13 protein-coding genes and 1 pseudogene are annotated in these 14161 nt (G+C 69.8%); 12 read left to right on the top strand and 2 right to left on the bottom strand.

Annotated features, from left to right (window positions below; genetic code table 11):
• Nucleotides 1–794 precede the first annotated feature (794 nt).
• Nucleotides 795–2660, top strand: coding sequence for a transcription termination factor Rho (gene rho / locus ACQP0T_RS22855; protein ID WP_433869905.1), 1866 nt, complete (start codon nt 795–797; stop codon nt 2658–2660).
• Between the two features lie 178 nt (nt 2661–2838).
• Here rho and ACQP0T_RS22850 read toward each other — a convergent pair whose 3' ends face one another.
• Nucleotides 2839–3225: a hypothetical protein gene (locus tag ACQP0T_RS22850; protein ID WP_433869904.1), complete on the bottom strand. Its 387-nt coding sequence runs from the start codon at nt 3223–3225 to the stop codon at nt 2839–2841.
• Between the two features lie 244 nt (nt 3226–3469).
• Between ACQP0T_RS22850 and rpmE the strand changes: the two genes are divergently transcribed.
• From rpmE to prmC, 3 genes and pseudogenes are all read left to right on the top strand, one after another.
• Nucleotides 3470–3691: a 50S ribosomal protein L31 gene (gene rpmE, locus ACQP0T_RS22845; protein WP_433869903.1), complete on the top strand. Its 222-nt coding sequence runs from the start codon at nt 3470–3472 to the stop codon at nt 3689–3691.
• An 83-nt stretch (nt 3692–3774) separates the two neighbouring features.
• Nucleotides 3775–4848: a peptide chain release factor 1 gene (gene prfA / locus ACQP0T_RS22840; protein WP_345367641.1), complete on the top strand. Its 1074-nt coding sequence runs from the start codon at nt 3775–3777 to the stop codon at nt 4846–4848.
• A 23-nt stretch (nt 4849–4871) separates the two neighbouring features.
• Nucleotides 4872–5746: pseudogene (prmC, locus tag ACQP0T_RS22835) on the top strand (peptide chain release factor N(5)-glutamine methyltransferase).
• Nucleotides 5747–5827: 81 nt separating this feature from the next.
• Here prmC and ACQP0T_RS22830 read toward each other — a convergent pair.
• Nucleotides 5828–6697, bottom strand: a complete 870-nt coding sequence (locus ACQP0T_RS22830; protein ID WP_433869902.1) for an alpha/beta fold hydrolase — start codon at nt 6695–6697, stop codon at nt 5828–5830.
• Nucleotides 6698–6944: 247 nt separating this feature from the next.
• On the opposite strand from ACQP0T_RS22830, the gene ACQP0T_RS22825 reads away from it, so the two are divergent.
• The 8 genes from ACQP0T_RS22825 (at nt 6945) to atpA (ending at nt 14152) form a co-directional block, all read left to right on the top strand.
• Entirely contained in the window at nt 6945–7595 is a 651-nt protein-coding gene (locus ACQP0T_RS22825; protein WP_433869901.1) for an L-threonylcarbamoyladenylate synthase, read from the top strand.
• 421 nt (nt 7596–8016) lie between these two features.
• The gene (locus tag ACQP0T_RS22820) at nt 8017–9189 is read left to right on the top strand and encodes a glycosyltransferase family 4 protein (protein ID WP_433869900.1); all 1173 of its coding nucleotides are present in this window, start codon (nt 8017–8019) and stop codon (nt 9187–9189) included.
• Entirely contained in the window at nt 9186–9665 is a 480-nt protein-coding gene (locus ACQP0T_RS22815; RefSeq protein WP_433869899.1) for a hypothetical protein, read from the top strand. Before ACQP0T_RS22820 ends, ACQP0T_RS22815 begins: the two co-directional genes overlap by 4 nt.
• Nucleotides 9666–9908: 243 nt before the next feature.
• Entirely contained in the window at nt 9909–10688 is a 780-nt protein-coding gene (gene atpB, locus ACQP0T_RS22810; protein WP_433869898.1) for a F0F1 ATP synthase subunit A, read from the top strand.
• 58 nt (nt 10689–10746) lie between these two features.
• Nucleotides 10747–11001 carry an ATP F0F1 synthase subunit C gene (locus ACQP0T_RS22805; RefSeq protein ID WP_433869897.1) on the top strand — a complete coding sequence of 85 codons (255 nt, stop codon included), beginning with the start codon at nt 10747–10749 and terminating at the stop codon, nt 10999–11001.
• Between the two features lie 30 nt (nt 11002–11031).
• Nucleotides 11032–11589 (top strand): F0F1 ATP synthase subunit B, encoded by a 558-nt coding sequence (locus ACQP0T_RS22800; protein WP_369774691.1) that lies wholly within the window; start codon nt 11032–11034, stop codon nt 11587–11589.
• A 21-nt stretch (nt 11590–11610) separates the two neighbouring features.
• Entirely contained in the window at nt 11611–12441 is an 831-nt protein-coding gene (locus tag ACQP0T_RS22795; RefSeq protein ID WP_345367657.1) for a F0F1 ATP synthase subunit delta, read from the top strand.
• A 67-nt stretch (nt 12442–12508) separates the two neighbouring features.
• A complete protein-coding gene (gene atpA, locus ACQP0T_RS22790; protein ID WP_433869896.1) occupies nt 12509–14152 on the top strand; it encodes a F0F1 ATP synthase subunit alpha in 1644 nt (547 codons plus the stop codon).
• The last annotated feature ends 9 nt before the right edge of the window (nt 14153–14161 follow it).

The following is a 14161-nucleotide window of genomic DNA, read 5'->3' as shown; positions in this document are numbered from 1 at the left end:
CCGGAGTGGTACAAAGGAGGTGTCGGGGCCGTGAGGTGCGGCTTCGACGGCACGACCAGCGGAAGCGCGCCGCGCTCCCGGGGGTTGTTGCACCTGGCTCACAGGGCGTCTACCCTCAAGGTCAATCAGTCACCGCGCGCAGGGCGCCGGTGCTCCATCCGGAACATCGTTTCCGGAGCGCATCTTCTCGCTGTGAAAGGGCTTCACCCGACCACGGGTGAAGATCAAGTTGGCGGGGTTCCGATCGCGGTGACCGAGGCAGGGGTTGTCAACTCAATCGAGTTCGCTTCACGCCCATCGACGGGGTTCATCGTTGCCGAAGTAGGGGCGGGGGCCTTAGATTCCACGCTGTGGCCCCCGTGGTGACCACGACACCGCATGGACGGGAGCCGTCCCGGTCGGATCCCGCGGTCCTGCCCGCAGGGCAGCTGCGGCAACCGGGTCGTTCCCCGAACTCGATCGAATCGGCAGATCCTGAAACGAGGCGGCAGCAGGGCGTGCATCGGCGGGTGTGGATCGGAGTGGATGCGTCGCACGTGGCTCACCATTCGAGCGTTCCGACGTACCGGACTGGTACCACGACATGGCATCGGAAGGATCACGCGAGCCGAGTACCTCCCACTGCTCGAGCTGCTGGTTCCCGGAGCCATCGCCGATGTCGGTCGTGCCGTGTGCGCGGGTGAGAACCGACCGGCACAGAGCTGGTAGCACACACCGGCCGCCCGCACTCCAAGAGCGGGCGGGCAATCCGCTGGGGCGCGTAGGAGGCGCGGCTCCGGTCAGGAAGGACATTCGTGAGCAACACCGAACTGTTGAGCAGCGAGGCCGCCAACGGCAGCTCTCCGGCTGGCCAGCAGGAATCCGAGGCCAACGGCACCCCGCGTCGCCGCGGTGGGCTCTCCGGCATGGTTCTTGCCGAGCTGCGCCAACTCGCGGGGGAACTGGGGATCGAGACAGGGGGCCTGCGCAAGGGCGACCTGATCGCCGCCATCAAGGAGAAGCAGGGCGCCGGGAGCGCGCCGCGTTCGCGTTCGCCGAAGAAGTCCGGCGGGGACGCCCCGGCCGAGAAGGCCAAGGCGCACCAGCCCGCGCTCGACGACTCGTCCGACAGCGACAACGCGCCGCGCGAGAACGAGTCCGGCAGCAACGGCAGCAGCGCGCCGAGCCGGAACCGCTCCCGCAGGCAGCAGCCCGCCGACGGCACCGCCGGGGACGACGAGAACCGCCGCAACGGCGGCGGGGGCGGCGGCAACCGCCGGCGCCGGTCCTCCGGTCGCCCGTCCGGGCAGGCCGACTCCGGCTCGGACGACAACCAGGGCCAGCGCTCCGACCGCGGTGACCGCCAGTCCGGTGGCCGTCAGGACGGCAACCAGCAGCGGGACAACCAGCAGCGCGGCGGCGGCAACCGGGACGACGACGCCGACGACGACGGCGGGCGCCGCCGCGGTCGGCGGTTCCGCGACCGCCGTCGCAACCGCGGTCGCGGGGAAGGCGGCGCCGAGCCCGAGGTCCGCGAGGACGACGTGCTGCTGCCGGTGGCCGGCATCCTCGACGTGCTGGAGAACTACGCCTTCGTGCGCACCTCCGGCTACCTCGCCGGACCGAACGACGTCTACGTCTCGCTGTCCCTGGTCCGCAAGTACGGCCTGCGCCGCGGCGACGCCATCAAGGGCGTCATCCGGCAGCCCCGCGAAGGCGAGCAGCAGCGGCAGAAGTTCAACCCGCTGGTGCGGGTGGACTCCATCAACGGCCTGGAGCCGGACGCCGCCAAGGGGCGTTCCGAGTTCCACAAGATGACGCCGCTCTACCCGAACGAGCGGCTGCGCCTGGAGACCGAGCCGAGCAACCTGACCGGCCGGATCATCGACCTGGTGATGCCCGTCGGCAAGGGGCAGCGCGCGCTGATCGTCTCGCCGCCCAAGGCGGGCAAGACCATGGTGCTGCAGGCGATCGCCAACGCCATCAGCACCAACAACCCCGAGTGCCACCTGATGGTCGTCCTCGCCGACGAGCGTCCGGAAGAGGTCACCGACATGCAGCGCTCGGTGAAGGGCGAGGTCATCGCCTCGACCTTCGACCGGCCGCCGTCGGACCACACGACCGTCGCCGAGCTGTCCATCGAACGGGCCAAGCGGCTCGTGGAGATGGGGCACGACGTGGTCGTGCTGCTGGACTCGATCACCCGGCTGGGCCGCGCCTACAACCTCGCGGCCCCGGCGTCCGGGCGCATCCTGTCCGGTGGTGTGGACTCGACCGCGCTGTACCCGCCGAAGCGGTTCCTCGGTGCCGCCCGCAACATCGAGAACGGCGGCTCGCTGACCATCTTCGCCACGGCGCTGGTGGAGACCGGTTCCACCATGGACACGGTCATCTTCGAGGAGTTCAAGGGCACCGGCAACGCCGAGCTCAAGCTCGACCGCAAGCTCGCCGACAAGCGGCTGTTCCCGGCGGTCGACGTCGACTCCTCCAGCACCCGCAAGGACGAGATCCTGCTCTCGCCCGACGAGCTGGCGGTGACCCACAAGCTGCGCCGGGTGCTCGCCGCGCTCGACGCGCAGCAGGCGCTGGAACTCCTGCAGGACCAGTTGCGCAAGGCGCGCACCAACATCGAGTTCCTGATGCAGGTCGCCAAGAACACCCCGGGCAAGGACGACGACTGACGTCCACCCACCCGGACGCAGGGGCCCGCACCGCTCTCGGTGCGGGCCCCTGCGCTTTGGGGCGGGTGACAGCAGGGGAACTTTCCTCCCATGGGTGACAGGAAGGTTCCCCTGCTGCCATCGGTGGGAGGAAGGTTCCCCTGCTGCCATGGGTGACAGGAAGGTTCCCCTGCTGTCATCACCGGCAGGGAGCGTTCCCGGTGCTGGCGAGCAGGCGGCACAGCAGCACCAGCGCGACCGAGCCGAAGCCGAGCGCGGCGGCGGAGGGAAGGTGGAGCCCGTCCACCGCCACCGCGCAGACGACCAGCGCCAGCGGGTAGGTGAAGCGCAGCGCGTAGCGCTGCCACCGTCCCCGCCAGTCGACGTGGCCGTCGGCGAGCAGCATCAGCCCGGCGGCGGCGCCGAACAGCAGCGGGGCGGACAGCACGGTCTCGTGCCCGATCACGGGGTGCCCCAGCAGCACGTCCAGCGCCGCGGCGATGCCGGCGGCGCTGGTGAGGAAGAGCACGGGCAGCAGCGCCCACGACCGGATCGTGAGCCGCCCCATGACCGAGCACAGCAGCACGCGCCGAGGATGCTCGATCCCGTTCCGGGGCGCATCCGGGAAGCGGTCCGCAGCGGTGGAAGGCGGGTGTTCTGCGCCGAGCGGCTCGGCGGCTGCTGCGTTCGGGGGTACCGGAATACCGCAGCTCCACCCTGCGTTGCAGGTCAACAGCCGTCATCTGGCAGAATCACAGGTTGGTTCCGGTTCCGGTTCACCTCGCGGTGAGGGCCGTGAGGACCCGGCGGCCACGAGGAGAGGACAACCCTTGAAGAGCGAGATCCACCCGCAGTACGTGGACACCCAGGTGAACTGCGGTTGCGGGAACAGCTTCACCACCCGCAGCACCCGCAAGTCGGGCCAGATCACCGTCGAGGTCTGCTCGAACTGCCACCCGTTCTACACGGGCAAGCAGAAGATCCTGGACACCGGCGGCCGCGTCGCCCGCTTCGAGGCGCGCTACGGCAAGCGGCAGAAGTCGGCCAACTAGCCAGCTCGACGGCGCCCGTCCCACCCGAGGTGGGGCGGGCGCCGTCGTTGCGTTCAGCCGCCGTCCGCACAGAAGGGTCGTCAGTGGAGACATCGAAGCTCGAAACCTTGCTCACCGAGTACGCGGAGCTGGAACAGCGTCTCGCAGACCCGGCCGTGCACGCCGACCAGGGCACGGCTCGCAAGCTCGGCCGCCGCTACGCGGAGCTGGCGCCGATCGTGCGGACCGCCCGCGAACTCGACGTGAGCCGTTCGGATCTCACCACCGCCCGGGAGCTGGCCGCTGAGGACTCGGCGTTCGCGGAGGAGGCCGACCGCCTCGCCGCGGCGATCCCGGAACTGGAGACCAAGCTCACCGAACTGCTCCTGCCGCGCGACCCGCACGACGGTTCCGACGTGCTCCTGGAGGTCAAGTCCGGGGAAGGCGGGGAGGAGTCCGCGCTGTTCGCCGGCGACCTCCTCCGGATGTACCTGAGGTTCGCCGAGCGGCAGGGATGGCGCGCGGACGTCCTCGACGCCACCGAATCCGACCTCGGCGGCTACAAGGACGCCACGGTGGCGATCAAGGGCAAGTCGGGGGAGACGACCCCGGACGGCGTTTGGTCGAAGATGAAGTACGAGGGCGGGGTGCACCGGGTTCAGCGGGTGCCGGTCACCGAATCGCAGGGCCGGGTGCACACGTCCGCGGCAGGTGTCCTGGTCTACCCCGAGCCGGAGGACGTCGAGGTGGAGGTCGACGAGAAGGACCTCCGGATCGACGTCTACCGGTCGTCGGGTCCCGGCGGGCAGAGCGTGAACACCACCGACTCGGCGGTGCGCATCACCCACCTGCCGACCGGCATCGTGGTGTCCTGCCAGAACGAGAAGTCGCAGCTCCAGAACAAGCAGCGGGCCATCCAGGTGCTCACCGCGAGGTTGCAGGCCCTCGCCGAGGAGGAGGCCGAACGGGAGGCCGCGGAGACCCGCCGCAGCCAGGTCCGCACCGTCGACCGCTCCGAGCGGGTGCGCACTTACAACTTCCCGGAGAACCGGATCTCCGACCACCGCGTCAACTACAAGGCCTACAACCTCGACCACGTCCTCGACGGCGACCTCGACGCGGTGCTGGGCGCCCTCGTCGCCGCCGACCGCGCCCAGCGGCTGTCGGCTACCGCCTGAGCCCCCGCTCTAAGCTTGCGCACGTGACCCGCCAACCACTGCGCCTGGCCATCCTCGACGCGGAGCGCGCGCTCGCGGCCGCCGGGGTGGACAGCCCGCGCACCGACGCGGAGCTGCTCGCGGCGCACCTGCTCGGCGTCGAACGCACCAAGCTCATGATGGTGCCGCTGGTAGACCCGCCGATGGTCGACGCGCTGCGGGACCTGGTGCACCGCCGCGCCGCCCGGGTGCCGCTGCAGCACCTCACCGGCCAGGCGGCGCTGGCCGGGGTCTCCCTCGAAGTGGGCCCCGGGTCTTCATCCCGCGGCCGGAGACCGAACTGCTGCTCGCCTGGGGGCTCGGCCTGCTCGACAGCGTGGCGCGGCCCACCGTCGTCGACCTGTGCACCGGTTCGGGGGCGCTCGGCCTGGCGGCCGCGCACAGCAGACCGGACGCCACCGTGCACGTCGTCGAGAAGGACCCCGCGGCGCTGGCGTGGGCACGGCGCAACGCCCAGCGCTGTTCGGAAGCCGGGGACACCGCCGTCACCCTGCACGCCGGGGATGTCGCCGACCCGGCGCTGCTCGCCGACCTCGAAGGCCGCGTCGACCTCGTGCTCTGCAACCCGCCGTACGTCCCGGAGGGGTCTCCGGTGCCGCCGGAGGTGGGCCACCACGACCCGCACGCCGCCGTCTTCGGCGGCCGCGACGGGCTCGACGTGGTGCGGCACGTCGTGACCTGCGCCGCCCGGCTGCTGCGCCCCGGGGGCGGCGTCGCGATCGAGCACGACGACACCCACGGCGGCTCGGTGCCCGCGCTGCTCACCGCCCGCCGGGTGCTCACCGACGTGCAGGAGCATCCCGACCTCGCCGGACGCCCCCGCTTCGCCACGGCCCGCCGCACGGATCCGCCGATGTGAGCAGGGGAACCTTCCTGTCATGGGTGGCAGCAGGGGAACCTTCCTGTCACTGGTGCGAGGAAGGTTCCCCTGCTGCCACGTTCAGGACCGTGCGTTCACGAACTCGCGCAGCGCCGCGTTGAACTCGTTCGGCCGCTCCCGGTTGGGCCAATGCCCGGCGCCACCGATGACCCGCAGCGACGCGTCCGGGATGGCGCCGGCGGTGTCCTGCCCCGCGGCGGCGGGCACCAGCGCGTCCGAGTCGCCCTGGATGACCATCGTCGGGCACCGCACCTGGTCGAGCAGGGGCAGGTGGTTGATCCGCATCGAACGGCTGCCGATGGTGTCGTGATGCCAGTCCGCGAAGATCGACCCGCGGTCGCGGGCTTCGGTCCGCACCTCGTCGATGATCTGTGCCAGGTCCCTGACCTGCGACGGGTCGCTGAACATCACCGACTTCAAGACCCGTCGCACGAGTCCTTGACTCATCCCCAGCAGCTTGGCCGCCAGCGGCCCGGCGAAGCGCGAGCGCAGCGCGAGGTAGGCGAGCAGGTGTTGGTTGAGCCGGTGTTGGACACCCATCGGGTCGACCAGGACGAGCCCGCGTACCCGCTGCGGGTTGCGCAGGGTGAAACCGGTGGCGACGCTCGCGCCCATCGACAGCCCGACCAGCGCCGCGTCCGGGACCTGCCACGCGTCCAGCAGCCAGCGCAGGACCTCTTCGAAGGTGCGCTGGTTCGCGCGCCCGTGCCACGGGATGCTGCCGCCCTGCCCGGGGAGGTCAGGTGCGTACACCTGGTGGTCGACCGCGAGCACCGGAATGGCGTGGCGCCAGCTCAGCAGCGCGTTGTCCGGACCGCCGCCGTGGAGGAGGACGATCGCAGGCCCGGATAGTCCCGCGCGGTAATACCGGATCTTCCCGGCGGGGAACTCGATGTGGTCGACCTCGACACCCTCGGGTGGGGCGGTCATCGTCGTCTCCTCGTGCTCTCTCGAGTGGTCGATGTGCGCGGTGCGGCACGTCACGGGTACCGGGTGGCAGACGTCCGAGGCGGCCCGGGCGTTGCGGTCGGCGATGGTGACGTGCGCAACTTGTCTCGGAAGTGAACAACGCGCTTCGAATCGTGCCCGAGCCGGGCCTCCGCATCGGGCGAACTCCTCGGCGGTCGCTACCCGCACCACCCGAACGAGGTGCATCCGCGCGTGCCAGTATCGAGGTGTGAGCACTGTCTACGACTGCAGTCGTCCCGAAAGCCGCGCGTCCGGCCTGTCCGCCGCGGCGAACACGGTCCGCGCGGGTGGGCTCGTGGTCCTGCCCACCGACACGGTGTACGGCATCGGTGCGGACGCCTTCGACTCCAACGCCGTGGCCGCGCTGCTGGCGGCCAAGGGCCGTGGACGGGACATGCCGGTGCCGGTCCTGGTCGGCTCCTGGTCCACGCTGGACGGCCTGGTGATGTCCGTGCCGCGGTCGGCTCGGGCGCTGATCGAGGCGTTCTGGCCGGGTGGACTGTCCATCGTGCTGCCGCAAGCGCCGTCGCTGTCCTGGGACCTCGGCAACACCCGCGGCACGGTGAACCTGCGGATGCCGCTGCACCCGGTCGCGCTGGAGCTGCTGCGGGAGGTCGGACCGATGGCCGTCTCCAGCGCCAACCGCAGCGGTCTGCCCGCGGCCGCCACCGCGGGCGAGGCCGAGGAGCAGCTCGGTGATTCGGTCTCGATCTACCTCGACGCGGGACCCTCCGGGGAATCGGTCGCGTCCACGATCGTCGATCTCACCCAGGGGCAGCCGCGCGTGCTGCGCGAGGGCGCCGTGCCGCTCGCCGAGCTGTCCGAAGTGCTCGGCGTGGAGGTCGAGCCCGCTTCCTGAGCCGGGTGCGTGACAGCAGGGGAACCTTCCTCCCACTGGTGACAGGAAGGTTCCCCTGCTGCCACCGAACCAGCACGGGATGGTGCGTCGGGATCGGGCGCCGGGCGGTGACAGGAAGGTTCCCCTCCTGTCATCTGTGACAGGAAGGTTCCCCTGCTGCCATCCCCGGGGCGGTGCACGGCGGACCAACCGGGGGACCAGCTGTGGGGTGACAGGAAGGTTCCCCTGCTCGCAGCCCGCTCACCGGGAGCGTCGGCGAGGACGGCGGACCGGTGGCGACCGCCCATCGGCGGGCCGATAGCGTTACTCCCCGGATGCGCCGAGTGGACAGCGGTGAGGAGCGCCGAGTGTGAACATTCCGTTCTGGGGGCCGGACAGCGATCTGCCGCTCGCCGCAGAACGACGAGGGTGAGCCACCGGCATGGACAATTTCCCTGGTTGGGTCTCCGTCGGTCTCCCCGCGCGGGAGTACCTGCTGGTCCTGCTCACCGCTGCGGCGGTCACGTTCCTGCTGACCGGGTTGGTCCGGTTGGTGGCGATCCGGTTGGGCGCGGTGGCGTACCCGCGGCAGCGCGATGTGCACGTCAAGCCGATACCCCGGATGGGTGGCGTGGCGATGTACGGCGGGGTGCTGGCGGCCATGTTCCTGGCGAGCAACCTGCCCGCGTTGTCGCGCGGTTTCGACTACTCGCGGGACGCGGTGGCGGTGGTGCTCGCGGGTGCGCTGATCGTGCTGGTCGGCGCCTTGGACGACCGGTTCGAGATGGATTCGCTGACCAAGCTCGCGGGGCAGGTGACGGCGGCGGGCATCCTGGTGCTGTTCGGCGTGCAGTGGTTCATGCTGTGGGTGCCGTGGGGCGGGACCGAGGACCAGCTCGGCCAGTACCTCGCACTGGGCACGAACCAGGGCCAGCTGCTGACCGTGCTGCTCATCGTGGCGATGGTCAACGCGATGAACTTCGTGGACGGGCTGGACGGGCTGGCGTCCGGGATCGGGCTGGTCGCGGCGAGCGCCACCTGCGTGTTCTGCCTGGGCCTGCTGGACCGGCAGGACGGTGACGTCAACGCCTACCCGCCGGCGCTGATCGCGGCGACCATCGCGGGTGCGTGCCTGGGCTTCCTGCCGCACAACTTCCAGCCCGCGAAGATCTTCATGGGCGATTCGGGTTCGATGCTGATCGGCCTGATGCTGGCCACCGCGAGCACGACCGCGTCGGGGAAGATGGACTACCTGGCGCAGAACCCGACCGACACGATCGCCCTGCTGTCCCCGCTGCTGGTGGTGGCCGCGGTGCTGTTCGTGCCGCTGCTGGACCTGATCATGGCGGTGGTGCGCCGGACCCGCGCGGGCAAGAGCCCGTTCCACGCGGACAAGATGCACCTGCACCACCGGCTGCTGGAGATCGGCCACTCGCAGCGCCGCGCGGTGCTGCTGATCTACCTGTGGGCGGCGGTGATCGCCTTCGGCGCGGTGTCGTTGACGCTGTTCAACGCGGTGCTGGTCGCGTGGGTCGTCGGACTGGGAGTCGTCGTGGCCGCTATCATCTCGGTGATTCCCCGGATGCGGACCCGAGCCGATCGAGAGAGCAGATGAGCGACGACACGGACAGGCCGGCCCACGAGCCGTCGGAGGACGCCGACGCGCCGCGGGTGAACCCGCACGCGCAGACGGTCCGCACGCTGTCGGACGCGATGCTGCGCACGGCCGCGCTGCCGGTCGGCGGCACCGTCCTGATCGCCGCCGCGATCGGCTTCGCCGTGGCCGGGGTGCCGGGGATCGCCGCGGCGGTGACCGCAGGGGTGGTGACCACCGGGGCATCGCTGTTCACGATGGGTCTGATGCGGGTGACCGCGCCGATGGCCCCGTCGATGGCGATGGGCGCGGTGCTCGGCGGGTTCTTCGTCAAGATGTTCGTGCTGTTGCTCACCATGTCGGCGCTGAGCGGGGTGGACGCGGTGCACTCCGGGACGCTGGCCGCCACGTTCGGCGTGATGGTGCTCGTCTGGGCGGCGGCCCAGCTGGTCGCGTTCCGCCGGACCCGGACCCCGACCGTCATCCCCGACTCCTGACCTCGGTGTCCGTCGTGCTCCGCGCCCCGGATCCCGTGCGGGACGGCGGATTACCCGCTGGTACCTTGTCCCGGGAGGACGACCACCTCACCGCGAGGGCGGACTTGCGAGCTCCCCGTGTCCGTGACCAGATCCCCGGAGAGGCCCCTCCGCAACCCGATCAGGTATCAGGTACGTTAAGTGCAAATCGTGACGATTCCCCCGATCGAGCGACCTCGGTCGGGAGAACCGGAAGGAGCCCAGTTGGGCACGCTGGTGATGGCCGAGGGCGGGCAGTTCGTACCGCCAGGTGCCGATAGTTTTGTCCTCCCGCCGATCGTAGGCGGAATCACCAAGCCGATGGTGCTGGTCGCGATTTCGGCTGTGCTGATCGCCGCGTACTTCGTGGTCTCCACCCGCAACCTCAAGGTGGTGCCCACCAAGAACCAGTTCGCGGCGGAGTTCCTCTACGGCTTCAGCCGGGACTCGATCGCCCGCGACCAGATCGGCGCCAAGGACTTCCGCCCGTTCGTCCCGCTGATCTTCGCCCTGTTCACCTTCGTGCTGGTGAACAACATCTTCGGCATCGTGCCGTTCCTCCAGTTCCCCACGATGTCCAAGATCGGTTTCCCGGTCGCGCTGATGCTCGTGGTCTACGTGGTGTTCCACGGAGCGGGATTCAGGCGGCACGGGTTCCTCGGCTACTTCAAGCACGTCATGTTCCCGCCGGGCGTGCCGAAGGCCATCTACGTCATCCTGGCGCCCATCGAGTTCCTGCAGAAGTTCGTCGCTCAGCCGCTGGCGCTGGCGATCCGAGTCTTCGCAGCGATGTTCGCCGGCCACCTCATGCTGCTCGTGTTCATCCTCGGCGGTGAATACCTGCTCCTCGAGGCGAGCGCGGGGTTCAAGCCCATCTCGATCGTCGCCTTCGCCTTCGCCATTGCCTTGACCTTCGTCGAGGCCTTGATCCAGGTGCTCCAGGCATACATCTTCGCGCTGCTGACCGCCAACTTCATCGGTGCGGCGCTGTCCGAGGGCCACTGAGAGAAGACCAAGACCTCCGATCCGCAAGTTCTGCGGACCGAGTTGAAAGGTAGTGAAAGTGAGCAACATCGTTCTTGCGCAGGCCGCCGAAGCCGTGAACCTCAACCCGGGTCTGGCCGCGATCGGGTACGGCCTGAGCGCCATCGGTGCCGCCATCGGTGTCGGCATGATCTGGGCCGCCGTCATCAACGGCACCGCCCGGCAGCCGGAGGCCGAGGGCCAGCTCCGCGGCATCGCCTACATCTCCTTCGTGCTGGTCGAGGTGCTGGCGCTGCTCGGCCTGGTCTTGTACTTCATCGCCTCCAATGCCTGAGTCAGACTCCACGCTTAGGGAGACCTTGTGGTGAAGACGCAGATTCTGGCGGCGGCAGGTGAGCACAACCCGATCCTGCCGGCGACGTCGGAGATCATTGTCGGCCTGATCGCCTTCCTCCTGCTGCTGTTCGTGCTCTGGAAGTACGCCGTCCCTCGCTTCGAGAAGGTGTACGCCGAGCGCAGCGAGCGGATCGAGGGGGGCATCGCCAAGGCCGAGGCGGCCCAGGCCGAGGCGCAGCGGACGCTGGAGCAGTACAAGTCCCAGCTCGCCGAAGCCCGTGCCGAAGCCGCCCGGATCCGCGACGACGCACGCGCCGAAGGCCAGCAGATCCTCGAGGAGATGCGCACCCAGGCCCAGGCGGAGTCGGAGCGGATCGTCAACCAGGGCCAGTCCCAGCTCGCGGCGCAGCGCGCCCAGATCGTGGCCGAGCTGCGCGCCGACCTCGGTCGGCACGCGGTCGAGCTGGCCGGTCGCGTGGTCGGGGAATCCCTGGAGGACGAGGCCCGCCGGCGCGGGACCGTCGACCGGTTCCTCGACGAGCTGGAGACCGCTTCGGCCCCGGCTTCGGGATCGGCCCAAGCCTGATCAAGTGAAAGGCGCTGAGAGTTGAGCACCCTCGTGAACGCCGCGAGCCGTGAGGCGCTGGCAGCCACCGAGCTGCAGTTGCTGCAGGCCACCGACGGGGCCCAGGCCGCGGAGATCACCGGGCTCGCCGACGAGCTGTTCGGCGTCGCCGCTCTGCTGGGCCGCGAGTCCACGTTGCGGCGGGCGCTGGCCGATGCCTCCACCGACCCGCGGTCCAGGGAAGACCTGGCCCGCGGGCTGTTGGCGGACAAGCTCGGCGCCCGGGCGCTGCCGGTGGTCGTCGAAGCCGTTCGGTCCCGCTGGTCGGGGCCCGGCGACCTGGTCTCCGGGCTGGAGCGGATGGCCCGCACCGCGTTGCTGGTGCAGGCCGAACGCGCCGACCGCCTCGACGACGTCGAGGACGAGCTGTTCCGGCTCGGCCGGATCATCGGCGGTCAGGTCGACCTGGAACGGCTGCTGTCGGACCCCGCGGGCGCCGTGGAGGGCAAGAAGGCTGTCGTGGACCAGCTCCTCGACGGCAAGGTCGAGCCGGTCACCCTGAGCCTGGTGGAGCAGCTCGTCACCCGCCCGCGCGGTCGTCGGGTCAGCGAAGGCCTGGAGGAGCTGGCCGCCCTGTCGGCCAAGCGCCGGGAACGTTCGGTCGCGCACATCCGCTCGGCCGTGCCGCTCACCGACGAGCAGCAGGACCGGCTGTCGCGGACCTTGCAGCGGATCTACGCGCGTCCGATCGCCCTGCACCTCGAGATCGATCCCGAGGTGGTCGGTGGACTGCTGATCCGGGTCGGTGACGAGGTCATCGACGGCAGCGTCGCGGGACGCCTGCAGTCCCTCCGGCGCGAGCTCGCCGACTGACGGCCCCTGGCTGGGCGGCGGCAACACGAACCCCCTTCCACGAACGAACCGAGAGCAGGACTGAGACATGGCGGAGCTGACGATCTCGTCGGACGAGATCCGCAGTGCGATCGAGAAGTACGTCTCCAGCTACTCCCCGGAGGTCAGCCGCGAGGAGGTCGGGGTCGTCACCGATACCGGTGACGGCATCGCCCATGTCGAGGGTCTGCCTTCGGTGATGACCGAGGAGCTGCTGGAGTTCCCGGGCGGCATCTACGGCGTCGCGATGAACCTGGAGTCCCAGGAGATCGGTGCCGTCGTCCTCGGCGAGACCGAGAAGATCGAGGAGGGCCAGGAGGTCAAGCGGACCGGCAAGGTGATGTCGGTCCCGGTCGGCGACGGCTTCCTCGGTCGTGTGGTCAACCCGCTGGGCGAGCCGATCGACGGTCTCGGCGAGGTCAGCGCCGAGGCCGAGCGCCCGCTGGAGCTGCAGGCCGCGACGGTCGTGCAGCGCCAGGGCGTGAGCGAGCCGATGCAGACCGGCATCAAGGCCATCGACTCGATGACCCCCATCGGTCGCGGCCAGCGCCAGCTGATCATCGGTGACCGCAAGACCGGCAAGACCACGGTCGCGGTCGACACGATCCTGAACCAGAAGGGCAACTGGGAGAGCGGCGACCCGGAGAAGCAGGTCCGCTGCATCTACGTCGCGATCGGCCAGAAGGGCTCCACGATCGCCGGCGTGAAGCGGTCGCTGGAAGAGGCCGGTGCGATGGACTACACCACCATCGTCGCCGCCCCCGCGTCGGACTCGCCCGGTCTGAAGTGGCTGGCCCCCTACGCCGGTTCGGCCCTGGGCCAGCACTGGATGTACCAGGGCAAGCACGTCCTCATCGTCTTCGACGACCTCACCAAGCAGGCCGAGGCCTACCGCGCGATTTCGCTGCTGCTGCGGCGTCCGCCGGGCCGCGAGGCCTACCCGGGCGACGTCTTCTACCTGCACTCGCGCCTGCTGGAGCGCTGCGCGAAGCTCTCCGACGAGATGGGCGCCGGGTCGATGACGGGTCTGCCGATCATCGAGACCAAGGCCAACGACGTGTCGGCCTACATCCCGACCAACGTCATCTCCATCACCGACGGGCAGTGCTTCCTGCAGTCGGACCTGTTCAACGCGGGTCAGCGCCCCGCCATCGACGTCGGCATCTCGGTGTCCCGAGTCGGTGGTTCGGCGCAGATCAAGGCGATGAAGTCGGTCACCGGTTCGCTGCGGCTGGACCTCGCGCAGTACCGCGAGCTGGAGGCCTTCTCCGCGTTCGCCTCGGACCTCGACGCCGCCTCCAAGGCGCAGCTCGACCGCGGTGCCCGCCTGATGCAGGTCCTCAAGCAGGGCCAGGGGCAGCCGCTGCCGGTCGAGGAGGAGGTCGTGTCGCTTTACATCGCGACCAAGGGCCACCTCGACTCGGTGCCGGTGGGCGACGTGCCGCGCTTCGAGCAGGAGTTCCTGGCGCACATGCGGCGCACCCACGAGACCGCGCTCAAGGACATCGTCGAGACGGGCAAGCTGTCCGACGACGGCGCGAGCACCCTGGTCTCCGCGGTCGAGGAGTTCAAGAAGCAGTTCACCGCCTCCGGCGCCTCCGCTCCCCTGAACGAGCCGGACGCCGAGGCGATGGAATCCGACGCGGTGGAGCAGGAGACCGTCAAGGTCAACCGCCCCGCCCCGAAGAAGTGACCGGGTAGA

Source organism: Saccharopolyspora sp. CA-218241 (genome assembly GCF_050954615.1).
GTDB lineage: Bacteria > Actinomycetota > Actinomycetes > Mycobacteriales > Pseudonocardiaceae > Saccharopolyspora > Saccharopolyspora cebuensis.
This window is presented reverse-complemented; position numbering and strand designations above follow the sequence as displayed.

Bases quoted from the DNA above. Each gene is read 5' to 3' on its own strand.
- ACQP0T_RS22815 (WP_433869899.1), top strand. From the start codon at position 9,186: ATGAGCGACGACACGGACAGGCCGGCCCACGAGCCGTCGGAGGACGCC.
- ACQP0T_RS22820 (WP_433869900.1), top strand. From the start codon at position 8,017: ATGGACAATTTCCCTGGTTGGGTCTCCGTCGGTCTCCCCGCGCGGGAG.
- atpA (WP_433869896.1), top strand. From the start codon at position 12,509: ATGGCGGAGCTGACGATCTCGTCGGACGAGATCCGCAGTGCGATCGAG.
- ACQP0T_RS22830 (WP_433869902.1), bottom strand. From the start codon at position 6,697: ATGACCGCCCCACCCGAGGGTGTCGAGGTCGACCACATCGAGTTCCCC.